Source organism: Mycobacterium sp. B14F4, assembly GCF_039871645.1.
Taxonomy (GTDB): domain Bacteria; phylum Actinomycetota; class Actinomycetes; order Mycobacteriales; family Mycobacteriaceae; genus Mycobacterium.
Genome location: NZ_JBDPMF010000004.1, coordinates 249,041 through 272,997, shown reverse-complemented (window position 1 = coordinate 272,997; position 23,957 = coordinate 249,041). Strand labels below are relative to the sequence as shown.

General features: G+C 68.6%; 26 protein-coding genes. 11 read left to right on the top strand and 15 right to left on the bottom strand.

Translation table 11 applies throughout. The annotated features are described in order from the left end of the window. Window positions 1-19: 19 nt before the first annotated feature. Window positions 20-754 (top strand): glucose 1-dehydrogenase, encoded by a 735-nt coding sequence (locus ABGB19_RS13685; protein ID WP_347686496.1) that lies wholly within the window; start codon window positions 20-22, stop codon window positions 752-754. A gap of 70 nt (window positions 755-824) precedes the next feature. On the opposite strand, the gene ABGB19_RS13680 is transcribed toward ABGB19_RS13685, so the two are convergent. Further along, entirely contained in the window at window positions 825-1,211 is a 387-nt protein-coding gene (locus ABGB19_RS13680) for a PaaI family thioesterase (protein ID WP_347686495.1), read from the bottom strand. A gap of 58 nt (window positions 1,212-1,269) precedes the next feature. Between ABGB19_RS13680 and ABGB19_RS13675 the strand changes: the two genes are divergently transcribed. Then, window positions 1,270-2,529 (top strand): competence/damage-inducible protein A, encoded by a 1,260-nt coding sequence (locus ABGB19_RS13675; protein ID WP_347686494.1) that lies wholly within the window; start codon window positions 1,270-1,272, stop codon window positions 2,527-2,529. Between the two features lie 50 nt (window positions 2,530-2,579). Continuing rightward, entirely contained in the window at window positions 2,580-3,287 is a 708-nt protein-coding gene (locus ABGB19_RS13670) for a 2OG-Fe dioxygenase family protein (protein WP_347686493.1), read from the top strand. On the opposite strand, the gene ABGB19_RS13665 is transcribed toward ABGB19_RS13670, so the two are convergent. Beyond that, the gene (locus tag ABGB19_RS13665) at window positions 3,262-4,389 is read right to left on the bottom strand and encodes a glutamate--cysteine ligase (RefSeq protein ID WP_347686492.1); all 1,128 of its coding nucleotides are present in this window, start codon (window positions 4,387-4,389) and stop codon (window positions 3,262-3,264) included. The two genes, ABGB19_RS13670 and ABGB19_RS13665, sit on opposite strands and share 26 nt — an antisense overlap. Window positions 4,390-4,460: 71 nt before the next feature. Here ABGB19_RS13665 and ABGB19_RS13660 point away from each other — a divergent pair, with 71 nt between their 5' ends. After that, a complete protein-coding gene (locus ABGB19_RS13660; RefSeq protein WP_347686491.1) occupies window positions 4,461-4,682 on the top strand; it encodes a hypothetical protein in 222 nt (73 codons plus the stop codon). Window positions 4,683-4,713: 31 nt separating this feature from the next. Here ABGB19_RS13660 and ABGB19_RS13655 read toward each other — a convergent pair whose 3' ends face one another. From ABGB19_RS13655 to ABGB19_RS13640, 4 genes are read right to left on the bottom strand one after another with little or no spacing between them, the layout of a single operon-like run. Continuing rightward, entirely contained in the window at window positions 4,714-5,631 is a 918-nt protein-coding gene (locus tag ABGB19_RS13655) for an alpha/beta hydrolase (RefSeq protein WP_347686490.1), read from the bottom strand. Window positions 5,632-5,669: 38 nt separating this feature from the next. Then, window positions 5,670-6,518 (bottom strand): hypothetical protein, encoded by an 849-nt coding sequence (locus ABGB19_RS13650; protein ID WP_347686489.1) that lies wholly within the window; start codon window positions 6,516-6,518, stop codon window positions 5,670-5,672. Between the two features lie 46 nt (window positions 6,519-6,564). After that, on the bottom strand, window positions 6,565-6,801 hold the full coding sequence (locus tag ABGB19_RS13645) for a hypothetical protein (RefSeq protein ID WP_347686488.1): 237 nt from the start codon (window positions 6,799-6,801) through the stop codon (window positions 6,565-6,567). A gap of 41 nt (window positions 6,802-6,842) precedes the next feature. Next, window positions 6,843-7,208, bottom strand: coding sequence for a hypothetical protein (locus ABGB19_RS13640; RefSeq protein WP_347686487.1), 366 nt, complete (start codon window positions 7,206-7,208; stop codon window positions 6,843-6,845). 95 nt (window positions 7,209-7,303) lie between these two features. On the opposite strand from ABGB19_RS13640, the gene ABGB19_RS13635 reads away from it, so the two are divergent. Then, a complete protein-coding gene (locus ABGB19_RS13635; protein WP_347686486.1) occupies window positions 7,304-8,935 on the top strand; it encodes a fatty acid--CoA ligase in 1,632 nt (543 codons plus the stop codon). On the opposite strand, the gene ABGB19_RS13630 is transcribed toward ABGB19_RS13635, so the two are convergent. Continuing rightward, window positions 8,932-9,792: an oxygenase MpaB family protein gene (locus ABGB19_RS13630; RefSeq protein ID WP_347686485.1), complete on the bottom strand. Its 861-nt coding sequence runs from the start codon at window positions 9,790-9,792 to the stop codon at window positions 8,932-8,934. The two genes, ABGB19_RS13635 and ABGB19_RS13630, sit on opposite strands and share 4 nt — an antisense overlap. A gap of 146 nt (window positions 9,793-9,938) precedes the next feature. Between ABGB19_RS13630 and ABGB19_RS13625 the strand changes: the two genes are divergently transcribed. Further along, window positions 9,939-10,394 (top strand): hypothetical protein, encoded by a 456-nt coding sequence (locus ABGB19_RS13625; protein WP_347686484.1) that lies wholly within the window; start codon window positions 9,939-9,941, stop codon window positions 10,392-10,394. Here the strand turns inward: ABGB19_RS13625 and yaaA are convergent. From yaaA to ABGB19_RS13610, 3 genes are all read right to left on the bottom strand, one after another. Further along, entirely contained in the window at window positions 10,391-11,137 is a 747-nt protein-coding gene (gene yaaA, locus ABGB19_RS13620) for a peroxide stress protein YaaA (RefSeq protein WP_347686483.1), read from the bottom strand. The genes ABGB19_RS13625 and yaaA overlap by 4 nt on opposite strands. A 31-nt stretch (window positions 11,138-11,168) precedes the next feature. Next, window positions 11,169-11,810, bottom strand: coding sequence for an NlpC/P60 family protein (locus tag ABGB19_RS13615; RefSeq protein WP_347686482.1), 642 nt, complete (start codon window positions 11,808-11,810; stop codon window positions 11,169-11,171). Window positions 11,811-12,063: 253 nt separating this feature from the next. Further along, window positions 12,064-13,200, bottom strand: a complete 1,137-nt coding sequence (locus ABGB19_RS13610; RefSeq protein WP_347686481.1) for a nucleotide pyrophosphatase/phosphodiesterase family protein — start codon at window positions 13,198-13,200, stop codon at window positions 12,064-12,066. A 98-nt stretch (window positions 13,201-13,298) separates the two neighbouring features. On the opposite strand from ABGB19_RS13610, the gene ABGB19_RS13605 reads away from it, so the two are divergent. Beyond that, window positions 13,299-14,072 carry an SRPBCC domain-containing protein gene (locus tag ABGB19_RS13605; RefSeq protein WP_347686733.1) on the top strand — a complete coding sequence of 258 codons (774 nt, stop codon included), beginning with the start codon at window positions 13,299-13,301 and terminating at the stop codon, window positions 14,070-14,072. Further along, window positions 14,072-14,827: a DUF899 domain-containing protein gene (locus ABGB19_RS13600; RefSeq protein WP_347686480.1), complete on the top strand. Its 756-nt coding sequence runs from the start codon at window positions 14,072-14,074 to the stop codon at window positions 14,825-14,827. Before ABGB19_RS13605 ends, ABGB19_RS13600 begins: the two co-directional genes overlap by 1 nt. On the opposite strand, the gene ABGB19_RS13595 is transcribed toward ABGB19_RS13600, so the two are convergent. The 5 genes from ABGB19_RS13595 to ABGB19_RS13575 form a co-directional block, all read right to left on the bottom strand. Further along, window positions 14,824-15,495: an MBL fold metallo-hydrolase gene (locus ABGB19_RS13595; RefSeq protein WP_347686479.1), complete on the bottom strand. Its 672-nt coding sequence runs from the start codon at window positions 15,493-15,495 to the stop codon at window positions 14,824-14,826. The two genes, ABGB19_RS13600 and ABGB19_RS13595, sit on opposite strands and share 4 nt — an antisense overlap. A 115-nt stretch (window positions 15,496-15,610) precedes the next feature. Further along, window positions 15,611-16,270: an alpha/beta hydrolase gene (locus ABGB19_RS13590; RefSeq protein WP_347686478.1), complete on the bottom strand. Its 660-nt coding sequence runs from the start codon at window positions 16,268-16,270 to the stop codon at window positions 15,611-15,613. Between the two features lie 33 nt (window positions 16,271-16,303). Next, window positions 16,304-17,092: a glutamine amidotransferase gene (locus tag ABGB19_RS13585; RefSeq protein ID WP_347686477.1), complete on the bottom strand. Its 789-nt coding sequence runs from the start codon at window positions 17,090-17,092 to the stop codon at window positions 16,304-16,306. A 15-nt stretch (window positions 17,093-17,107) separates the two neighbouring features. Next, a complete protein-coding gene (gene katG / locus ABGB19_RS13580; RefSeq protein ID WP_347686476.1) occupies window positions 17,108-19,348 on the bottom strand; it encodes a catalase/peroxidase HPI in 2,241 nt (746 codons plus the stop codon). 33 nt (window positions 19,349-19,381) lie between these two features. Next, window positions 19,382-19,837, bottom strand: coding sequence for a Fur family transcriptional regulator (locus tag ABGB19_RS13575; protein ID WP_347686475.1), 456 nt, complete (start codon window positions 19,835-19,837; stop codon window positions 19,382-19,384). A gap of 305 nt (window positions 19,838-20,142) precedes the next feature. Between ABGB19_RS13575 and ABGB19_RS13570 the strand changes: the two genes are divergently transcribed. The 3 genes from ABGB19_RS13570 to ctaD all read left to right on the top strand — a co-directional run bounded on the left by ABGB19_RS13570 (window position 20,143) and on the right by ctaD (window position 23,954). After that, complete coding sequence (locus ABGB19_RS13570) at window positions 20,143-21,366, top strand: acyltransferase (RefSeq protein ID WP_347686474.1); 1,224 nt, start codon at window positions 20,143-20,145, stop codon at window positions 21,364-21,366. Window positions 21,367-21,416: 50 nt separating this feature from the next. Beyond that, the gene (locus ABGB19_RS13565) at window positions 21,417-22,109 is read left to right on the top strand and encodes a GDSL lipase (RefSeq protein WP_347686473.1); all 693 of its coding nucleotides are present in this window, start codon (window positions 21,417-21,419) and stop codon (window positions 22,107-22,109) included. Between the two features lie 114 nt (window positions 22,110-22,223). Beyond that, window positions 22,224-23,954 (top strand): cytochrome c oxidase subunit I, encoded by a 1,731-nt coding sequence (ctaD, locus tag ABGB19_RS13560; protein WP_347686472.1) that lies wholly within the window; start codon window positions 22,224-22,226, stop codon window positions 23,952-23,954. Window positions 23,955-23,957: the final 3 nt, after the last annotated feature.

Genomic DNA, 23,957 nt, shown 5'->3' with positions numbered 1-23,957 from the left:
TGCGGTAGCCTGACGCCCCATGGGACGCGTTGACGACAAGGTGGCACTGATCAGTGGTGGCGCGCAGGGGATGGGCGCCGCCGACGCGCGCGCACTGGTCGCCGAGGACGCCAAGGTGGTGATCGGCGACATCCTCGACGACAAGGGCAAGGCCCTGGCCGACGAGCTCGGCGAGTCGGCCCGCTACGTCCACCTCGACGTCACCCAGGCCGACCAGTGGGAGGCCGCCGTCGCCACCGCGGTCAACGATTTCGGCAAGCTCAACGTTCTCGTCAACAACGCCGGCACGGTGGCGTTGGGCCAGATCGGCCAGTTCGACATGGCCAAGTGGCAGAAGGTCATCGACGTCAACCTCACCGGAACCTTCCTCGGCATGCAGGCGTCGGTCGAGGCGATGAAGGCCGCCGGCGGCGGGTCCATCATCAACATCTCGTCCATCGAGGGCCTGCGCGGCGCGGTCATGGTGCACCCGTACGTCGCGTCCAAATGGGCGGTGCGCGGGCTGACCAAGTCGGCGGCGCTGGAACTCGGGCCGCACAACATCCGCGTCAACTCCGTGCACCCCGGCTTCATCCGCACACCGATGACCAAGCACTTCCCCGACAACATGTTGCGCATCCCGCTGGGCCGGCCGGGGCAGCCCGAAGAGGTGGCGACGTTCGTGGTCTTCCTGGCCAGCGACGAGTCCCGGTATTCGACCGGTGCCGAGTTCGTCATCGACGGCGGGCTGACCAACGACGTCCCGCACAAGTGACCTCCCGCGAACGTGGATTACCGGCACGCTTAGCGCGCCGAAACGTGCCTCAAGTCCACACTCGCGGGTATCAGTCGACCGCCGCGAAGTTCACCGTCGCCGTCGCGCCGACCTCGTCGTCGTTGCCGCGGTAGATGTCCACCTGAACGACCACCGAGCGCTTACCGGTCCGCAGGATGCGTGCGACCGCACGAGCCGGCCCGACCTTGATGGGCCGCAGGTAGCGGATGAACAGATCGGTGGTGGCGATCGCGTGGCCGAAGGGCGTGACGCGCGCGGCGAGCTGACCGGCGGTGACGTCGGCCATGGTGGCGATCAGGCCACCCTGCAACCCGCCTGCGGTGTTGACCGTGCGCTCGTCCACGGGCATCTCCATCACCACCGTGCCCTCGGCGCCGGGCACCTCGGAGAGCCCGAGTTGATCGAACAACTCGCGAAGCGACTTCGGCGCCGTCATGGGTAACGACATTACCGCTGCGCCTCGTCGCCGTCCGGGGTGCGTAGTGTCGTAGCTCGTGAGCGCACGCGCGGGCATCGTCGTTACCGGAACCGAGGTCCTCACGGGCCGGGTGCAGGACCTCAACGGGCCGTGGGTCGCCGACCGGCTGCTCGAGTTGGGCGTCGAGTTGGCCCACATCACCATCTGCGGCGACCGGCCCGCCGACATCGAGGCGCAGCTGAAGTTCCTCGCCGACGAGGGCGTCGACCTGATCGTCACCAGCGGCGGGCTCGGACCGACCGCCGACGATATGACAGTCGAGACGGTCGCCCGGTTCGCGGGCCGAAACCTGGTGTTGGACAACCGACTCGAGGCCAAGATCGGCGACATCGTGGCCCGGCTGATGGCTCGCTTCCCGAACGTCGACGCCGAGGCCGTGCGCGCGTCGAACCGCAAACAGGCCATGGTGCCCGAGGGTGCGCAGGTGCTCGATCCGGTGGGCACGGCACCGGGTGTCGTGGTGCCGGGCAAGCCGACGGTCGTGGTGCTTCCCGGCCCGCCGCGCGAACTGCAGCCGATGTGGCCGCGCGCGCTGCAGACGGCCGCGGTTCAGGAGGCGATCGCGGGTCGCACCACCTATCGCCAGGAGATGGTGCGGATGTTCGGGCTGCCCGAGTCCGGCCTCGCCGACACGCTGCGCGACGCCGAACGCATGGTGGCCGGCTTCGACCGCCTGGAGATCACCACCTGCCTGCGCCGCGGCGAGGTCGAGATGGTGACCCGCTACGAACCCGACGCGGCCGAGTCGTATGCGCAGCTGATGGCGCTGCTGCGCGAACGCCACGGCGACGAGATCTTCTCCGAGGACGGCTCGAGCGTCGACGAGCAGGTCGCCGCGCTGCTCGCCGGGCGCCGAATCGCCACGGCCGAGTCGTGCACCGGCGGCCTGCTGGCCGCGCGGCTGACCGATCTCGCGGGGTCGTCGGCCTACGTCGCGGGTGGGGTGGTGGCCTACGCCAACGAGGCGAAGACCGATCTGCTCGGCGTCGACGCGGCCCTGATCGCCGCCCACGGCGCGGTGTCGGAGCCCGTCGCCGAGGCGATGGCCGACGGCGCCTTGCGCCGCTTCGGCGCCGACACCGCCGTCGCGACAACCGGAATCGCGGGGCCGGGCGGCGGCACCCCCGAAAAGCCCGTCGGCACGGTGTGTTTCAGCCTGAAGCGCACCGACGGCCCCACCATCACTAGGACCATCCGGATGCCGGGCAACCGAGCCGACATCCGCGACCGGTCGACCGCCGTCGCGATGCACCTGCTGCGCCGCGCACTGAGCTGACCGCCGAGCACTTTTAGTCCGCCGCCGCTACGGGTAACCCCGCCGGTGTCATGACGCTCGCGCAACATCAACTGGCCACCGACGGCTTCTACCTGATGGCGCCCGCCGAGCTCAACGGGCGCCTCGGTGTCGGGCCCGACGCCTGGCACGGGTTCAGCCGTCACTGGGACGAGCTGAGCGCCGATCCCTACGCCGCGGAACTGGGCACCCGGCGCCTGCGGCGCTACGGGCACTTCCTGTTCACTCCCGGCGACGGGAGCATCGAGCCGAGGACCCACGACGCGTTCGTGCAACCCGAGGACTCCAACCCGCTCTACGTCGGGCACGAGCGCCACTTCGAACCGCTGACCGACGCGTTCACCGCCGAGCCGCTGGTGCGGGACTACCTGCGGCTGCTCGGCGCGATGGCCACGATGCTCGCAGACGTCCCCCGGTGGAGCGTGAAGGTCACGCCGTTCCGCGTGCTCGCGACGGCCGACGGCGGGGGTGAGGCCACACCCGAGGGGCTGCACCGCGACGGAGTCACGTTGGTGACCTCGCTGCTGGTCGGCCGCGACAACGCCGAGGGCGGCGAAAGCTCCGTCTGCGACATGGCCGGCCGTCGGCTGCTGTCGATCACCCTGACCGAACCCGGCACGCTGCTGCTGGGTGACGACCGCCGCGGTCTGCACGGGGTGACGCCGATCCGGCCGCGCGATCCGTCGCGCCCGGCCCGCCGCGACGTCCTGGTCGTCACCTTCGCGCCGTCAGATCCATGAGGTCGTCCACCACACCTTTGAGGTCGCCGTGCCGCGCGGCCGAGGCGCGCTGCATCTCCGCGCCGCTGCCCAGCGCGGCCCGCCGGCTCATGAACGCCGACACCGTTTCGGTGTCACCGCAGGCGGCCAGCGCGGGCCCGATGTAGTCGACGAGCCGCGCCGCCTGCACGGACGCGGGCAGCAGCCGGCCCGTCAACAGGTCGAGGGTGCAGCCGGACCACCCGTCGCGCGCGGCGCGCCAGTAGGCCGCCCGCAGCAGTTCGCCGGCGAGCGCCGGACCGGGGTCACCCGCGAGTGCCTGCTCGGCGACCGTCATCACCAGTGCCCGGACCATGGTCGCCAGCGCGACGGTGTCGTCGACATCGGCGGCGACGTCCATCGTGCGGATCTCCACCGTGGGCCACACCGGATTGGGACGGACATCCCAAAACGGCATGCGCGCGTGCAGCATCGCGCCTGACTCGGCGATCGCCGCGGCGAGTTCCTCGTAGTGACGCAGCGACTCGACGTAGGGAGGAGGGCCCAGGCACGGGAACCGGCTTCTGACGACGGCCCGCCAGTCGGCGTATCCGGTGTCGGCGCCGTCGCTGAACGGCGAGTTCGCGCTCACCGCCAGCAGCGTCGGCAGCCACTGCCTGAGGTGGTTGCAGACCCGGATCGCCAGCTCAGGGTCGGGCACGTGGACGTGGACATGCACCGAGCAGACCGCGAAGTCGTCGAGCATCGCGCGGTATTGCGCACGCCCGGCCCGATACCGGGAATGGTCGCCGATCGCGAGGGCCAGCCCGTCCGTCATCACCGGGGTGCCCGACGCGCACAACCGCAGGCCCTCGGCGGCCGCGGCGGTGTTGGCGGCGGCGCGCACACCCACCAGCTCGGCGCGCAGCTGGTCGGTGTCCGCACACGGCGGCGTCCTGACCTCGAGCTGGTGCAGCGCGAACTCACCGGAGATCAACTCGAGCGCGTCGTCGGCGACACGGGCGATGACCTCACCGCCACGCGGTTGCGGGGTACGGGTGCCCGGATCGACGAGGAAGAACTCCTCCTCGACGCCCAGCGTCGGGACGTCCGGTTCGGATCGCCCTGCGCGATCGACGCCCATCGAGACCTCCTCTCGCTGCGCCGTTACGGGGATCCGATAACGTACCCGTGCGACACAGGAGGAACACCCAAATGACGGCAACCGAGCGCGAGAACCTGTCCCAGCGCGCCGTGGAGGCCGGATGGCATCGCAGGGACGCCGACCGCACCGACTACTTCACGCGCACCCCGGTACGGGTCCAGGTGATCTGGCGTGGCTCCGACGCGATCAGCGGGGGAGCGCTGTACCACGACGACACCTTGATGGCGTACAGCCGAGACCTGGACACCGTCGCAGGCTGGCTGAATCGCTGACCGGGGCGCGGCGCCGGTCGCCGCCCGGGGGCTAGGGGCCGGCGTACTCGTCCCACACCTTGACCATGGTCTGGAGGATCTCCTCCGCGCGGCCCAGCCCGGCGAGATGGCTCTCGCCCGGCATCGGATACAGCTCGGAATCGGCCAGCTTCGAGACCACATGCTCGCCGTGGGCGAACGGGACGATGTGGTCGGCGTCCCCGTGCCACCACCGCACGGGCACCCTGATCTCCTCGAGCCGGAAACCCCAGTCGCGGGCGAAGACGACGATGTCGGAGAACGGCGCGGCCATTTGCTTGCGGCTGCCGTTGAGGATGTCGTCGAGGAACATCGCCTTGATCTCCGGGCGGGCGAGCAACCGGCGGTCGGCCTCCGGCGACACCCGCCCGTACAGATCGGCGGCCGGTGAGGCGACCGGCTTGATGAACTTGATCAGCGCCGACGCGATCAGCCCGATCGGTCTCCCGGCGAACTGCAGCAGTGGCGCCACGCGCGTGCCGAGGTTACCCATCAGCCCCCCGGCGATCGCGTCGGAGCCGACCGTCGGGGCGACGCCACCGATGACACCGACGGCCACGACGCGGTCCGGCATCGCCGCCGCGCACCCGAGCGTGTAAGGGCCACCGCCGGACAGGCCGACCACGACCATCCGGTCGATGCCCAGGGTGTCGGCGATCGTGCGCAGATCCTCGGCGAAGGCGCCGACGGTGTCGTAGCGGTGCGGTGTCGACGAGCCGATGCCGGGGCGGTCGACGCCGATCAGCCTGATGTTCGCCTTCTCGGCGAAGACCCGGGCCTCCATCGGAATCTGGCGGCGTGCGCCGGGGGTGCCGTGCAGCCAGAAGATGGCACGGCCCTGCGGGTCACCGAACTCGGCGAATCCGATCTGACGGTCTTCCCCCACGGCGACGGTGCCTTCGAGCTTCGGGCGGGCGATTGCGACAACCATGCCCAGATTGTCTCACGACGCGTCGGCGGCCTGTGCCGCTATACCGCGCGGAACACGTAGGACCCGGCCGTGACGCGCCGGTCGCCGGCGCCCTCGTCGGACATCACCACCCGCACCGCCACGGTGCCGTCGGCTCCCGTCATGGGTTCGGCCTCCACCCGGAACGGCCCGGCCTTGCCTCGCGCCAGGAACATCACATGGCACGACACACCCTGCAGCCGGTCGGTCCCGGCGACGGTCGCCGCGGCGTCGAGCGCCGCGGTTTCGAGGATCACGAACTGCGGCCCGATGTGCAGCGCCGCATCGGGTGAGGCGACCTCGACGGCCAGCTCCGGCAACCCCCAGTTGCCGTCGGGTCGGCGGTGGCCGCCGAACACCTGCCACAGCGGGGGCAGGTCGGGGGAGTCGACGACCTCCAACGGATTGGCCTCCATCCGTTCGAGGCCGTCGGGCGGCGTTCCGATGCTGACACCCTGTCCCTCGATCAGCGCCAGCACCCGGGCCGGCCGATCCGCGTCGACGATCTTGGCTCGGCTGTAGCCCATCTGCCTGCCGACCTTGAGCTCTTCGGACACGATCTCGATGCGACGCACGTCGCGCCCGGGGTCGAGGATCTGGCAGGAGTGGATGACCGGGTTGGGCACTGCCTCCAGGTCCGACATGTGGCCGCTTTCGGGCGCGCAGATGCCCAGCACGGCGAACAGCAGCCCGCCGCCGGCGTTGCGCATGTCGCTGCGCAGCGTGACGGTGTTGTCGTCGGGAACGAGGTCCATCGACGCATAGCTGCGGCCGATGTAGCGGTAGCTGAGCAGGCCGCCCCACCGCCTGCGCAGTTCTTCGGCGTACTCCGCCGGCGAATCGGTCAGGTCCCTGATATCTCGCAGCACGCTGCACTCCTCACGACGTCGGCCGACCGAGTGCACACGCGCGGCGCTACCAACGGCGGGCCGATCTGCCCATCTCGTATCCGGCGGGGAACGACATCTCGATCACCCGCAGCTGATCGTTGGCCTTGGACTCCAGTTCGAGCACGACGCAGCCCTCGCCGAGGTCCTTGGCCTCCAACACCAGATAATGTTGACCGCCACCGTTGACGTCGGTGATCGGGTCCCCTGAGCGCAGTGCCTCGACCGGTACCAGGTCGGGGGCTTTTGCCGGGTGCGGTTCCACGATGCAAACGGTAGGCCAATGTCGCGGCGCCGTGGCCGCTTTCAGCTGACGGCCATGCTGTAGGCCATCCCGCCGAAGAAGAACGCGAGCACGCACAGCACCAGGGTCGCCACCGCGAACGGCCAGCCCCGCTTGCGGCGAACCAGTTGCACCACCGTCGCGGTCAGGCCGACCACGCCGATCGCGACAGCGACGAACAGCGCGGTGCCGACCGCGTTCACCGCGCCCTGTGCGCTGCAGGTCTCCGGCGGGCAGTAGTCCAGGAACGCCAACGAAAACAGGCCCATGACCGCGCCGCCCGCGATCATCAGCGCGGTGAGCACCAGCACGGTGATCGAGATCGCAATGTCGGCACCGGATACCGGTGGCTTCGGGGGCCGCGGCGCGGCATAGCTGGGTTGGCCCATGGCAGCAGATGCTATCCGCGCCTTTGCCCATTTCGCGTCCGACGGCGCGTCACTTCGACAATCATGGCGCTACCGACTCGCCCAGGGGGATGCTCATGGACAGCACGATGCAGGATTTCCCGCTGACCGTGACGGGGATTTTGCGGCACGGCACCGGGTGGCACTCCACCCGCAAGGCCATCACCGTGACCCCCGACGGGCACCGTGAGATCAGCTACGGCGAACTGGGGGCCCGGGTCGCGCAGCTGGCCCACGGGCTGCGCGAACTCGGAGTGACGCCCGGCCAGCGCGTGGCCACGTTCATGTGGAACAACCAGGAGCATCTGGAGACGTACTTCGCCGCGCCGTGCATGGGCGCGGTACTGCACACCCTGAACATCCGGCTCTCGGGCGACCAGATCGCGTTCATCGCCAACGAGGCCGAGGATTCCGTAGTGCTGGTGGACATGTCGCTCGCCGCTCTGCTGGCACCCATCCTTGGCGAACTGTCCACGGTGCACACCGTGGTCGCCGTCGGCGACGGCGATCTCGATCCGCTCACGGCATCGGGGCGCACCGTGATCAGATACGACGACCTGCTCGAGGGGCGGCCACTGGAATACGACTGGCCCGAACTCGACGAGAAGAGCGCCGCCGCGATGTGCTACACGAGCGGCACCACGGGAAACCCGAAAGGCATTGTCTACAGCCACCGGTCGAGCTACCTGCATTCGATGGCGGTGTGCGCGGCCAACAACATCGGCCTCGTCGACGGCGACCGGGTGCTGCCGGTGGTGCCGATGTTCCACGCGAACGCGTGGGGCCAACCCTATGCGGCGATGATGGCGGGCGCCGATTCCCTTCTGCCCGACCGCTTCCTGCAGGCCGCCCCACTGGTCGACATGATCGAACGGCACCGACCTACGGTGGCCGCCGCAGTGCCCACCATCTGGAACGACGTGCTGAAGTACCTGCACGCCAACCCCGGCCGAGACATCTCCTCGCTACGGACGGTGTGCTGCGGCGGCTCGGCCGTGCCGCTGGCGATGATGAAGGAGTACCAGGAGCGCTACGGCGTCATGATCCGCCAAGGCTGGGGGATGACCGAGACCTCGCCGCTGGCGGCGATCGCGACGCCGCCGCCGGAGGTCACCGGCGCCGACCACTGGACGCTGCGCGCCTCGGCGGGCCGCGTGCTGTGCGGGGTCGAGATCCGCATCGTCGACGACGCCGGCGCCGTGTTGCCCACCGATGGAAAAGCCGTGGGCGAGATCGAGATTCGCGGTCCGTGGATCGCCGGGTCGTACTACCGCAACGCCGATCCGGCGAAGTTCGACGACGGATGGTTGCGCACCGGCGACGTCGGCAGGGTCGACCCGCAGGGTTTCATCACGCTCACCGACCGCGCCAAGGACGTCATCAAGTCCGGCGGCGAGTGGATCTCATCGGTGGAGTTGGAACTGGCCATCATGGAGCACCCTGCGGTGTTCGAGGCCGCCGTCGTGGCGGTGCCCGACGAACGCTGGCAGGAGCGACCGTTGGCGACTGTGGTCACCGAGGGGGATGCTTCGGTGACCGCCGAGGAACTACGGAAGCATCTCAGCGACAAGGTGGCGCGGTTCTGGGTTCCGGAGCGCTGGACGTTCATCGACGAGGTGCCCAAGACCAGCGTCGGCAAGTTCGACAAGAAGGTGATCCGCGCGCGGTACGCCGACGGCGCGTACGACGTCGTCGAGTGCCGCGACTAACCGCCGGCCGTCATCGCCCAGCGGATCCCACCGACCAGGACGCGCCCCGACATCCGGATGACCGTCGACTCGATCGGCGGAAAATACGGCAGCATCAGAGGCATTCGCGCCCACGGTGGCAACATCGCGACCGCGGTCGCCGCGAGAACGCCGTAGGGCGCCCTGGCGGCGATGGGCAGCGGGGGTGTCAGCAAGAGGAAGCGGGCTGCGTCGCGCGCGGCAGGCGTCCCGCTCAACTCGGCGCGGAACCGCTCGATGTGCTCGGCCAGTTCGGCCTCGGTGCGGGGCGGGTCGGGGACACCCAGCGCGAGGGCCACCCGGGCGGTGTCGGCGACATAGCCGTCGCGGCCGGCTTGATCGAGCTGCGCCTCGCCGTACAGCCGGTGGGCCATCAAGAAGCTGTCGACCTCGGCGATGTGCACCCACTCCAGCAGGTGCGGATCCGCGGCGTGATACGTCCTGCCGTCCGGCGCGGTGCCGCGCACCCGTTGGTGAATGCCCCGCACCCGGTCGACCGCGCGCTGCGCGTCGGCCGCCGGGCCGAACGTCGTGACGGCCAGGAACGTGCTGGTGCGCTGCAACCGACCCCACGGGTCGCCGCGGTAGTCGGAGTGCTCGGCGACGCCGGCCATCGCGAGTGGGTGCAACGACTGCAGCAACAGCGCGCGCAGACCGCCGACGAACATCGACGCGTCGGCGTGCACCCGGCGGATCGGGCGGTCGTCGCCGAACCAGCGGGGCCCGGGAGTCTCGTGGATGCGCGCACGATTGGCGGGGCCTTCGGGCCCGGCAACCATACCGAACAGGCTGCGGCCGAGGTTCTTGCGCACAATGCCCAGATCCGGCAACACCGTCATGCCACCACGGTACGGGGAAGCGGTGGTTTACCGTTACGGCGTTGGTCAATCCCCCGTACGCACGCGGGGCCGCCGAGGACGAGGAACGGGGACGAACGATGCGCCGAACGACACAGCTTCTGGCTCTGACAGCCGCACTGGCCGTCATGGCCCCGATCGGACCGACGCTGGCCGCCGGTGACGCGTCGGCCGACACGGCTGACGGCGGCACCTTCATGCCGTTCGCCCAGTGGCTGCGGCGGTGTGATTTCAGCAAGAACGAGTACGACGGGCCGGCCGGTTACGCCAGGCCGCAGGCCGTCATCCGCTCCGACGGCTCGACGGTGACCGCCGACGTGCAGATCGCGACGGCCATCCCGAACATCCGTTACGACGTCCGGCTCATTCAGGCGCCGAAGCCGTCGTCGGTGACGTGCTGGGGCGGCGATCCGGGCGTCGCGCTCGCCTCCATGCAGATCGACGCGGCGGGCAACGGATCGGTGACGCTGCAGGACAACATCGAACCGGGCGCGACGGGGGCATGGCTGTTCATCAGCCGGCCGGATGCGTTCTCCCAGAAGCCCGCCGAGTTCTACACCTCGGACCTGATCACGCCGATCTAGGCGGGCACGACGATCGTGAGTTCGGCGCCGCGGCGCTCCATGCGCATCCCCGCGCGGCGGGCGACGGCGGCGACCGCACCGGCGTCGTCGGGTTCGGACCTCGTGGTTGCCAGCGCCCGGGCCAGCCACCCCTTGTGCGCCTTGTTGAAGTGAGTCACCACACTGCGCCTGCCGTCGGCGTGCTCGGCGAGGACGTCGACACTCACGGCGTCGGGCAGCCGGCCGAGTGCCGCGTAGGAACCCGATCTCAGATCGACCACCAGTTCCTCGGCCGCCAACTTCGCGAGCACCGGTTCCAGCACCGGACGCCACCGGGCGGCCAGCGTCGGCCGGTCGGGCAGCTTCGACGACGCCGAGAGGCGGTAGGCCGGGATCGGGTCATCGGCGCGAAGAAGGCCGAACAGGGCCGAACCCACGGCGAGCCGCGCCCGTGCCCGGGCCGCGGCGGCGCCCCGCAGCGATTCGACGTCCAGGGCGTCGTAGAGCACTCCGGTGTAGCGGGCGATCGCCGGCAGCGTCGGCGCGCTGCGGAGCTGCGCATTGCGGTCGATCTCGCCGTCCTGCGATGCAGACAGTCCGAGCGCGCGCCGGCATGCCGCTCGGTCACCGGCCAACTCGACCAGTTCGTCGACCAGTGCGGTGCGCAGCGGGCCCAGATCCGGCGCGCTCAGCGTGTCCAGCCGCAGGGGTGGCCCGTCGCCACCGGCCCGCTTGGTCTCCGACGGCGGAAGTAGGACGATCACGCCGCAGAGGCTATCCGGGCCGGTCTTCGCCTCAGGCGGGAGGAGGCGGAGGCAGCGGGGCCCCGGGCGGCGGCGGGGGGACCGGTGCCGGCGGCGGCGCGAACGGGTCGACCGGCGGAGGCGGCAGCGGCGCACCGGGCGGAGGCGGGGGAGGCAGCGGCGCACCAGGCGGCGGGGGCGGCGCGAACGGGTCGACCGGCGGAGGCGGCAGCGGCGCACCAGGAGGCGGCGGCGCCTGGCCGGCCATCAGCACCACCGGAGCCCCCGGTGGCGGCGGGGCCGCCGGGTCCAGCGGCTGCTCGGGCGGCACGGGCAGGAACATGTGGTTGGTGAACTGGTCCTGGAAGGCGCCGCCACCGCCGATCTTCACTCCGCCGCCTTCGCCGGACGAGACGGGAGTGCCATCGGGCAGGGTCACCGCGGCGTGGCCACCGTTCCAGCCGACCACCAGGGCACCGGGCGCAGAACCGTACTGGAACCCGCGTTCCAGCAGTTCGCCCTCGATGTTGCCGGTGTGGAACCGGTCTCCGTAGACGGAGCGGCCGGTCGCCGCGTTGGTCACCCAGGAGACCAGTCCGGAACAGTCCGTACCGGCGGGAGAGTCCCCACCCGAGACGTACGGCGTGCCGGACACCTGATTCACAAGCGTCAACAGCGCAACTGTAGCAAACATGCGGCCGGACGTTACTAGGTCGGTTTGTAAGCCACCAAAATCTGTGATCACGTTCACAAGCGATGCGCTCAGTTGCGCAGTTCACGAAAATGGCTGTGTTCGATCCACTTTCGACACTGCTGAGCAACATCAATTGCTGTCATCGAATTGGTCACTACAGCAATCGATTAGAACATACGCCCGCCCTGTTAACCGCTAAATCAGTTGTCAGTCAATGCATTACACGGCTGACCGCGATATTGATATCAATGGGTCAACTATGCGCAAGCAGCAAAGGAACGGCCTGCTCAGCGAAAGTCAGGGACCCGTGATGTCCGATCAGCGAAGATTCGAGCGGTTCGACGGTCCGCCGCACGACCGCCGCGGACCCGCGCGCCGCCGCGACGACGTCACCGATGCGGGGTCGGACCGCATCGCCGACCGTCCGGCCGAACCACCCGGCGGCGATCGCCTCCTCACGCGACACCACCCAGGCCCGTTCGCCCAGCGTGGCCCGCCAGGCGGCGAGCACGTCGTTCCCAGCGCCGTCCGCTATATAGATGTGCCGGGCGCGCGGTTCCCCGCCGATCGCCTGCACGCCGTCGACCAGCGCAGGGGTGGCGTCGGCGTCAACGACGTCGGCCTCGTCGACGGCGACCATGCCGTGATCGGCCACCACGGCGAGCAGACCGCCCGACGGCAGCGCCTCGACCACCGACTCGACGAGCCGGTCGATCTGGCGCAACTGCATGCGCCAGGGCGTCGAACCGGGTCCGTGAAGGTGGCCGAGCAGGTCGAGCTCGCTGTGGTAGGCGTAGCAGAACCCACCGTCGGACAACGTTTTTCGGACGTTCGCCGCCAGGTCACCGAGGGCGTGGACGCCGATGTAGCGCCCGCCGCGCAGCACCGCGCGCGTCAGCCCCGATCCGGTGAACTCGGCGCCGGAGATCACACTGACCGCGACGCCCGCCGAGGCGGCCCGCTCGAAGGTCGTCGGCAGCGGCTGCACCTGCTCGGGTGGCACCGTCTTGCGGAGGTCGTCGCCCCACGGGTGCGGACGCCAGCGCAACGCGTTGACCACGCCGGCCTCGGGCAGGCGGAAGGAGTAGCCGACCAGGCCGTGCTCGCCGGAGCGGAATCCGGTGCCGATGGCGGCCAGCCCCGCGGCGGTGGTGGAGGGAAAGCCGACGCTCAGTGTCTGGCCCCGCAGGCCGGCCAGCACCGGCGCATCGGCGGCGTAGGTGTCCAGCAGCTCTGCGCCGAGTCCGTCGATCAGCAAGACGCATGCGCCGGCGACGTCGCCCGGCAGGAGGATTGGCGCCTCGAAGCCATCGACACCCATCGCGGCGAAAACCGACGGCACGACATCGGCGAGGTGGGCCATGTCCGGATCGGGGGTCGGCAGCTCCACGAGGCGAGCCTGCCACACATTCTTGACATGCAGCCATGCGGCTGCCTATTGTCGGAAACATGCAGCCAGATGACTGCATGACGATGGCGAAAGCGGAGATGGACGAGGTATTCAGGGCGCTGGCGGATCCGAGTCGGCGCCTGCTGCTCGACAGCCTCAACGCGCGCAACGGCCAGAGCCTGCGCGACCTGTGCGCAGAACTGTCGATGGCGCGGCAATCGGTGAGCAAGCACCTGGCCGTGCTGGAGGCGGCCAACCTCATCACCACGGTATGGCGGGGGAGAGAGAAACTGCACTACCTCAACGCCGAGCCGATCAACGCCATCGCCGACCGCTGGATCAATCAGTACGACCGCGCGCGGGTGCAGACGCTCGCGGACCTCAAGACAGCATTGGAGACCCAACCCATGAGCGCCAGCCCCGAATTCGTCTACACCACCTACATCAGGACCACGCCCGAACGGCTCTGGCAGGCCATCACCGACCCGGCGTTCTCCGAGCGCTATATGGGCCACGGGCTCGTGTCGGACTGGGAGAAAGGATCCCAGTATGTCTGGGCCGACGGCGATTTGAAGATCACGGACCCCGAACAGGTGATCCTGGAGTCCGACCCGTACCGTCGCCTCGCGTTCACCTTCCATGCCTTCGTGCCCGAACTGACCCAACTCGGCCTGGATGAGGAGACGATCGCCAAGGCCGCGGCCGAGCGCCGGTCCAAGGTCACCTTCGAGCTCGATCCCGTCGACAACGGCATGGTCAAGCTGACCGTTACCCACGATGACTTCCCGTCGGAAAGCACTGTCCGACAGCTTATCTCCGGCGGTTGGCCATGGAAGCTCGCCAACCTCAAGAGCGGATTGGAGGCCGCCTGATGAAGATTCCACCGGTCGTGACCGCAGCCGAATGGGACGCCGCGCTGCAGGAGATGCTGGTCAAGGAGAAGGAGGTGATGCGTGCCCGCGACGCACTGGCCGCGCAGCGCCGGCGCATGCCATGGCTGGCGGTGGACAAGGACTACGTGTTCGACGGTCCCGACGGCAAGGTCAGCCTGCTCGACCTGTTCGACGGCCGCCGTCAGCTCATCGTCTACCGGGCCTTCATCGAACCGGGAACCGGCGACTGGCCCGAACACGGGTGCACCGGCTGCTCACTGATGGCCGACCACGTTCCCCACCTCGCACACCTCAACGCGCGGGACACCACGTTCGTCTACGCCTCGCGCGCAACGCAATCCGACCTCGAGCGGATGAAGGCGAAGATGGAGTGGCGACATCCGTGGTTCACCATCCTCCCCACCGAGGATGCGGCCTTCGACAAGGACTTCGGCGTCGACAACTGGCACGGCACCAACGCGTTCATCCGGGACGACGACGGCCGGATCTTCCGCACCTACTTCATCAACGGCCGCGGTGACGAGATCTTCGTCGGCACCTGGCACCTTCTCGACATAACCGCGCTCGGTCGGCAGGAGGACTGGGAGGACTCGCCGGAGGGCTATCCGCAGAGCCCGCCGTACGAATGGTGGAGTTGGCACGACACCTACACGACGCACACGCCGTGGCGGTGGTTCGGCGATCCCGATCCCGACGACCCCACGGACCAACGGCCCCCGCACAAGGAGGCTTAAGCCGGCACGCTGGCGAGGGCCTCCTCCACGATCTCCGACCAGCGCCCGCGGTCGACTTCCTCGAACGCGACCTCGCCGCCGAACGCGCTCGCGACCACGACGTCTGGTTCGACGCTGCCCAGCAGGTCGACACTCCGCCGAAGCGCCGCCGCGTCACCCCGGCCCGGAACCAGGAACGTGGACCAGGTGCCGTCACCGGTCGGGAACATCGTGTCACCGGTGAACAGATACTTCTGCCCGTCGACGCCGGTCACGAGATAGCTTGTGCTGCCGTTGGAATGACCGGGCGTGGGCAACACCTCGACAAGGTTGTCGTCGACGTGCCGCACGGGCTCGACGGGCACATCCACCGACCCGTGCTTGGCAATGTCGGCGACTTCGGCGGCCGGCGCGTGCAGCCGCCGACCAAAACGGTCGGCGATGCGGGCCAGGTTCGGGCCCGCTTCATCGAGGTGTGACAGGTACTGGGCGTGGACCCCGCCGAGGGCGTCGATCGCGGCGAAATCGGCGTCGGTGGCGGGACTGTAGAACAGCACGTTGCCCTTCGGGCCGCGCCACAGGTAGGCGTGGGTGGTCAACCCGGGGAACGGTGTGTCGAGGCGGGTCTGCCAGAGGTCCTCGCGAATCCTGGTCAGCTGCGATGCTTCTCGTGATGTTGAGGTAGCCATGACCCTACTGTGCTACCTCAACTAATGTTGAGGTCAAGTCATTCAGCCATGCGCCGAACGTGAAGTTGTGTACCAAGAATCAGTGAGAAGTCGTGCACAAGTCCACGCTCGGCGCTCAGGCAGCGGCGATCCGAGCGGCGACGTCGTCGGCGACGGCCAGCGTCGGGGCATCCGAAGCGGGTGAGTAGCGGTCGGCGGCCCTGTCGTAGGCCGCACCCGCGATGGACGCGTGGTCGGCCGCCAGCACGGCACACTCGACGGGCCAGCCACTGCTACGCAGAGTCTCCGCGAACTCCCGGCTCGCAGCGGCCGGGATGACGTCGTCGGACTCGCCGTGCAGCAGAAGAAACGGCGGCCGGCCATCATTCGGCAACTCCATCGGCAACGGCGCACCCGAGATCGGGTCACGGACCATGAATGCGCCGGCGAGGCAGACGGCGCGGGAGACCGCCACCCCCAGTTCCCGAGCGCGGAGCGTCAGGCCGGCCGCGGCCAGACCACCCATCGACCAGCCCACGACCACCAGTTCGCTGCCGTCGGCATGCTGTTGTGCGAACTCGGCCGACGCGAGCAGGTCCGCGCGTCCGCGGTCGTCGGCGTGGGAGTCCCAGTCGGCGAGCACCACCGCCATGCCGTGCCCGTGCACGCGTTCGGCCAGCGGCCGCATCGCCGCCCGCGAGTCGGTCTGCGCGCCGTGCCACATCAGCACGGTCTTGCGGGGCTGCTCGCCGTAGACGTCGGCGGCGCGGCCGGGGGAGTATTCGACGGTACGCACGGCGGTGGAGTGCCCCGCTGACGTCGCCGCCAATCACGGCCAGCGCGCGTACCTGTCGACGAACTTCTTCAGGATCGTCGGCGGATACCGCACATCCCATTGGCGGGCAAGCGATTTCAGCGATTCGGCGGATTCCGGCGGGAAGTACCCGTGGTTCTTGTAGACGTTGATGCGGGTGATGAGGCCGTCGAAGTCCAGCTCGGGGTGAAACTGCGTGGCATAGACGTTCTGACCGACCCGAAACGCCTGCACCGGGCAGTCGCGTGACGACGCCAACTGCACGGCTCCCGGCGGCAGGGACGTGGCCGCCTCCTTGTGCCCGCCGTAGGCGTCGAACTCGTCGGGCACCTCGGTGAACAACCCGTCGTCACGCCCGGCGGCGGTGACGCTGATCGCCATCCCACCGACGGGTTCGGGGTAGGTGCGGTCGACGGTGGCGCCGATGACGGTGCCGAGCGTGCCGACGCCGTAACAGCAGCCCAGGAACGGGAAGTCGTGCTCGACGAGCCGCCCGATCAGTTCCAGAAGTTCCGTCTCGACCCGCTGCTGCGTGGCCGACTTCGCATCGGGGGCGTCACTGACGTTGTACGGGCCGCCGCCCAGGATGACGCCGGACCAGTCGGCGAGGTCGATGTCTCCCAACGGCTCGTGGGTCAGCCGGATGCGGTGCATGCCGTCGCGGTCCAGCCCGGCGAAGCGCATCATCGCGCGGTACTCGTCGTCGGCGGCCTCATCCTCGCCGCGCACGGATAACAGCAGAAACGGCGCGTGGCCTGAACGCACGACACCCCGCGAGCCGGGTGAGCCCGCGGGGTGCCGCACGTTATCTGTTGTCGATCAGGCCAGGTCGAAGCGGTCGTTGTTCATGACCTTGACCCAGGCGGCGACGAAGTCCTCGACGAACTTCTGCTGGTTGTCGTCCTGGGCGTACACCTCGGCCAGCGAACGCAGCACCGAGTGCGAGCCGAACACCAGGTCGTTGGCGGTCGCCGTCCACTTGGTCTGGCCCGACGCCCGGTCCACACCCTCGTAGACGTTCTCCGCCGACGCCGACGACTTCCACTCCGTCCCCATGTCGAGCAGGTTGACGAAGAAGTCGTTGGTCAGCACGCCCGGCTTGTCGGTGAACACACCGTGCTTGCTGCCGCCGTGGTTGGCGCTCAGCGCCCGCAGACCGCCGACCAGCACGGTCAGCTCCGGCGCGGTGACGTCGAGCATGTACGCCTTGTCCAGCAGCAGCTCCTCGAGCCGAGCCTTCTCACCGGGGCGGATGTAGTTGCGGAACCCGTCGGCCCGCGGCTCGAGAACCCCGAAGGACTCCACGTCGGTGTTCTCCTGCGTGGCGTCGGTCCGCCCGGGCGCGAAGTGCACGTCGATCTCGAAGCCGGCGTCCTTGGCGGCCTGCTCGACCGCCGCCGACCCGGCGAGGACGATCAGGTCGGCCAGTGAGATCTTCTTGCCGCCCGAGGCCGAGGCGTTGAACTCCGACTGGATGCGCTCCAGCACCGGCAGCACCTTGTCCAGCTCCGAGGGCTCGTTGACCTCCCAGCGGCGCTGCGGCTCGAGCCGCAGGCGCGCGCCGTTGGCGCCGCCGCGCTTGTCGGTGCTGCGGAAGCTCGCCGCCGCGGACCATGCCGTCTTGACCAGTTGCGGCACCGACAGCCCGGAGTTGAGCACGGAGTTCTTGAGCTGCGCGACGTCGGCCTCGTCGACCAGCGGGTGGTCGACCTCGGGCACGGGGTCCTGCCACAGCTGCGGCTCGGGGATCCACGGGCCGAGATAGCGGCTGACCGGACCCATGTCGCGGTGCAGCAGCTTGTACCAGGCCTTGGCGAACGCCTCGTTCATCTCCTCGGGGTGGTCGAGCCAGCGGCGGGTGATCTCGCCGTAGATCGGATCCACCCGCATCGACACGTCGGTGACGAGCATCGTCGGCTTGCGAGGCGGGCCGCCGAACGGATCGGGGATGATCGCCTCGGCGTCCTTGGCCTCGTACTGCCAGGCGCCGCCGGGACTCTTGGTCAGCTCCCACTCGTAGCCGTACAGGTTCTGCAGGTAGCCGTTGCTCCACTTCGTCGGCGTGGCGGTCCACACCACCTCCAGGCCACTGGTGATGGTGTCGTTGGCCTTGCCCGACGCGAACGCGCACTTCCAGCCCAGGCCCTGCTGCTCGATCGGGGCGGCCTCGGGCTCGGGGCCGACCAGGTCGCCGTCCCCGGCGCCGTGGGTCTTACCCAGGGTGTGGCCACCGACGATCAGCGCGGCGGTCTCCTCGTCGTTCATCGCCATCCGGCCGAACGTGTCGCGGATGTCGTGGGCGGCCTTCAGCGGATCCGGCTCACCCTCCGGGCCCTCGGGATTGACGTAGATCAGGCCCATCGTGGTGGCGCCGTAGCGCTCCTCGAGCTCCCGCGCGCCGCCCTTAGAGCCGGCGTAACGCTTCTCGGTGCCCAACCACTCTTCTTCCTCGCCGAAGATGACCTCTTCGGGCTCCCAGAAGTCGGGCCGGCCGAACGCGAACCCGAACGTCTTGAACCCCGCCGACTCCAGCGCGACATTGCCCGCGAGCACGAGCAGGTCGGACCACGAGATCTTGTTGCCGTACTTCTTCTTCACCGGCCACAGCAGGCGGCGGGCCTTGTCGAGGTTCGCATTGTCGGGCCAGCTGTTGATCGGGGCGAAGCGCTGCATGCCCTGGCCGGCACCGCCGCGGCCGTCGTAGATGCGGTAGGTGCCCGCGGCGTGCCAGCTCATGCGGATGAACAGGCCGGCGTAGCTGCCGTAGTCGGCCGGCCACCAGTCCTGCGAGGTGGTGATGACGTCCATGACGTCGGCCTTCAGCGCCTCGACGTCGAGCTTGGCGAACTCTGCGGCGTAGTCGAAATCCTCGCCGAGCGGGTTGCCCTTGTTCTTGTGGGCGTGCAGCACGCCGACATTGATCTGATCGGGCCACCAGTCCTGGTTGGTCAGGGGGCGGTGCGCCTTGGGTTCCGGCGTCCGGATCGCCGGGTTCTCGCTCTCGCTGCCGCTGCTCTGGGTCGGTGCCTCGGGTGTTGGCGGCTTGCTATCGGATGACACAACATTCCTTCCGGTGGGGTGATAGGGCTGCGATCACGGACGTGATCGGGACACTTGCGTTTTCGAGCAGTCGGGGCACAGGCCCCAGTAGATGACCTCGGCCTCGTCTAGGACGAAGCCGTCCAGCGAGCTCTCGGGATCCGACGGGGTCAGGCACGGCGCGTCACCGACGGCGCAGTCGATATCGGCGATGACGCCGCAGGACCGGCACACGACGTGGTGGTGGTTGTCGCCCACGCGCGACTCGTACCGGGCGACCGATCCCGACGGTTGAATTCGACGGACCAACCCGGCGCTGGTCAACGCGGCGAGCACGTCGTACACCGCTTGGCGGGAGACGTCGGGAAGCCCGATCCGCACGGCGCCGAAGATTGTCTCGGTGTCGGCGTGGGGGTGTCCGTAGACAGCCTCGAGGACGGCGAGACGCGGACGCGTCACGCGCAGATCGACGGCGCGCAGTTGCTCCGCGTAGTCGGGTGTCGAGGGCACGCTGCCAATATGCTCCCTTTTCTGGAATGAGTCAAGAGTTGACTCTCGGCATGTCGGGACGATGGCCGGGGCCGACGGGCCGATCGTTGCTGATAGCTCCAAAGCTCCTGCTGAGCAACGCCTTTCGCCGTCGCACAGCACTTTCACAGCCGTTTCGGCCGTGCCGGGCCCGCGATGGCGCTGATACCCTTCGGAAGCTGCCGGTGCGTGGCGACGGGGTTGAACGGGGCTAGTGAACCACCCGGCATGCGAAATACCTAGCGTGACCCGACCGAAACCGTAGAGACTTCCGCGAAGAGAGTGTTGTGCGCACCGGAGAGATAAGGGCCCTGTCCGGCTTGCGCATCGTCGCCGCGGCCTGGGTGGTGCTCTTTCATTTCCGCCCGCTGCTGGAGCAGACCGTGCCGGGGTTCCGGTCGGCGCTGGCGCCGGTGCTCAACTGCGGCGCCCAAGGTGTGGATCTGTTCTTCATGCTCAGCGGGTTCGTGCTGACGTGGAACTACCTCGACCGCATGGGGGAGTCCTGGTCGTGGCGCGCCACCCTGCGGTTCCTGTGGTTGCGGCTGGCGCGGGTGTGGCCCGTCTACCTGGTGACCATGCACCTGGCGGCGATGTGGATCATCTTCACGCTGCACGTCGGACACGTGCCGTCGGAGGCCGCGCACACCCTGACCGCGATGAACTACCTCAAACAGGCGCTGATGATCCAGTTGTGGTTCGTGCCGTTCTTCGACGGCTCCAGCTGGGACGGGCCGGCCTGGTCGATCAGCGCCGAATGGCTGGCCTACCTGATGTTCGGCGGCCTGATCCTGGTGATTTTCCGGATCGCGCGCTCGACACGGGCGCGTGGGCTGATCGCGCTGGCGTTCGTCGCCACGCTGCCGCCGATCCTTCTGGTGCTGGCCACCGGCCACTTCTACACGCCGTGGAGCTGGCTGCCGCGCATCGTCATGCAGTTCACCGCCGGCGCGCTGGTCTGCGCGGCCGTGCGGAAACTGCAGCCCAGCGACCGGACGCGGCGGGCTGCGGGGTACGCCGCGCTGGCCCTCGGCGGCGCGATCGTCGGCATCCTCTACTGGCTCGACGCGCATCCGATACCGAGGGTCCTCGACGGTGCGGGGCTCGTCGACGTGTTGTTCGTGCCGCTGTTGAACACGCTGGCCATCGGCTCCGGGAGCCTCCCGTGGCTGCTGGGAACCCGGCCGCTGGTGTACCTCGGACACATCTCGTTCAGCCTCTACATGGTTCACGAGATGGTCCACACCACGTGGAACTGGATGGCCGAGCAGTTCGCGTTGCGCCTGGCACCGGACCTCACCGGCAAGCTCGTCATCCTTACCCTGCTCGGCGTGGCGCTGAGCGGCGCGGTGTTTCTGTACCACTTCGTCGAGGAGCCCGCCCGTAAATGGATGCGCAGCATGATGAGCGCGCCCGGCGGCGCACGCACGGACGCGGGATCCGGCAGGTTGCATCCCGTCGGCGATCCGCGGAGGGACCGCGCCCCGGTGGTGCCGGCGCGCGCGGGATGACCGCGCGCGTCGTCGGCATGGATTCGGTTGTCCCGCAATACGCTGTAGCGGTGAAGCGTGTGGTCACGGTGGTCGTCGCACTGACTCTGCTGGTCGTCATGGGGTGCGAGCGATCGAACGCGGTCGGCCACAAAGAGATCGTGCCGCTGACGTTTTCGGTCAATCGCGTCGCGGTGATCGGCGACTCCTATACGACGGGCGGCGAGCAGGGCGGCCTCGGGGAGAAGGGCTGGCCCACTCAGGCGTGGCAGCTCCTCGCCCGGCAGGGGGTGTCCACCACCGCCGATGTCGGCGCTGAGGGTGGGGCGGGCTATGGAACCCGCGGCAACCGCGGCGGCCTGTTCGAGGACCTGACCGCCGCGACGGTCAAGCCCGACGACACCCTGGTCGTCTTCTTCGGTTCCCGCAACGACCAGGGCGTCGACCCGACGCAGCTGTCGATACTGACCTACGGCACCTTCCAGCTGGCGCGGCGTATCGCGCCGTCGGCGAGGTTCCTGGTCATCGGGCCGCCGTGGCCGACGGCCGACCCCCCGCCGGCCGTGCTGCGCATCCGAGACGTGCTCGAGTACCAGGCCGGTCTTGCGGGCGCGAGGTTCATCGATCCGCTCGCCGCGGGGTGGTTCGTCGGCAGGCCCGAGTTGATCGGCGCCGACGGGGTTCATCCGACCGATGCCGGACATGCCTACATGGCCGACAAGATCGCCCCGCTCATCGGCGCCGAGCTGCCGCGCCAGATCTGAGCGCGCCTACCGCGACGCGCCGCTGCCACCTCTTGAGGACTTTCGGCCCTGCGGCGACAATGGCTTCGGTCCATATTCTCGGACCCTGAGTGCTGTTGCTGCGATGGGGGCTCGATGACAACCGAGGCTGCACGGATTCCACCGCTCGAGGTCCGCCGTCCTTTTCCGGCCAGGCTCGGCCCCAAGGGCAGCCTGATCTACAAGCTCATCACCACCACCGATCACAAGCTGATCGGCATCATGTACTGCGTCGCCTGCTTCATCTTCTTCTTCATCGGCGGGCTGATGGCGCTGTTCATCCGCAGCGAAATCGCCGTGCCCGGGCTGCAGTTCCTCTCCAACGAGCAGTACAACCAGCTGTTCACCATGCACGGCACCGCGATGCTGTTGTTCTACGCCACCCCGATCGTGTTCGGGTTCGCCAACCTGGTGCTGCCGCTGCAGATCGGCGCGCCCGACGTCGCCTTCCCGCGGCTCAACGCACTGAGCTTCTGGCTGTTCGTCTTCGGTGCCCTGATCGCGCTGAGCGGCTTCATCACGCCGACCGGCGCCGCGGACTTCGGTTGGACCGCTTACTCGCCGCTGACCGACGCGATCCACTCGCCCGGCGCCGGCGGAGACCTGTGGATCCTCGGCCTCGGCGTGGGTGGTCTGGGCACGATCCTGGGTGGGGTCAACATGATCACCACCGTGGTGTGCATGCGGGCGCCGGGCATGACGATGTTCCGGATGCCGATCTTCACCTGGAACATCCTGGTGACCTCGGTGCTGGTGCTGATGATCTTCCCGCTGTTGACCGCCGCGCTGTTCGCCTTGGCCGCCGACCGACACCTCGGCGCGCACATCTACGACCCGGCCAACGGGGGCGTGCTGCTGTGGCAGCACCTGTTCTGGTTCTTCGGCCACCCCGAGGTGTACGTCATCGCGCTGCCGTTCTTCGGCATCATCACCGAAGTCTTGCCGGTGTTCAGCCGCAAACCACTGTTCGGCTACACCACGCTGATCTACGCGACATTCAGCATCGCGGCGCTGTCGATGGCGGTGTGGGCGCACCACATGTTCGCGACGGGTGCCGTACTTCTTCCCTTCTTTTCCTTCATGACGTTCCTGATCGCGGTGCCGACCGGGATCAAGTTCTTCAACTGGACCGGCACGATGTGGAAGGGGCAGTTGACCTTCGAGACACCGATGTTGTTCTCGGTGGGCTTCCTGTTGACGTTCCTTTTGGGCGGCCTGTCCGGCATCCTGTTGGCCAGCCCGCCGCTGGACTTCCACGTCCACGACAGCTACTTCGTCGTCGCGCACTTCCACTACGTGCTGTTCGGCACGATCGTGTTCGCCACGTATGCGGGCATCTACTTCTGGTTCCCGAAGATGACGGGCCGGCTGCTCGACGAGCGGCTGGGCAAGCTGCACTTCTGGCTGACCTTCATCGGCTTCCACACCACGTTCCTGGTGCAGCACTGGTTGGGCGATGAGGGCATGCCGCGCCGCTACGCCGACTACCTTCCGGGCGACGGCTTCACCACCCTCAACGTGGTGTCGACGATCGGCGCGTTCATCCTCGGGGTCTCGACGATTCCGTTCGTGTGGAACGTGTTCAAGAGTTGGCGCTACGGCGAGCCGGTCACCGTCGACGACCCGTGGGGTTATGGCAACTCGCTGGAGTGGGCGACATCCTGCCCGCCGCCGCGGCACAACTTCACCGAGCTGCCCCGGATCCGTTCGGAGCGGCCGGCATTCGAGCTGCACTACCCGCACATGATCGATCGGATGCGCGCCGAGGCGCACATCGGCCGCAAACATGAGCCGGCGGAGCCGCAGCCGGTGGACCAGTCCAGCTGACCA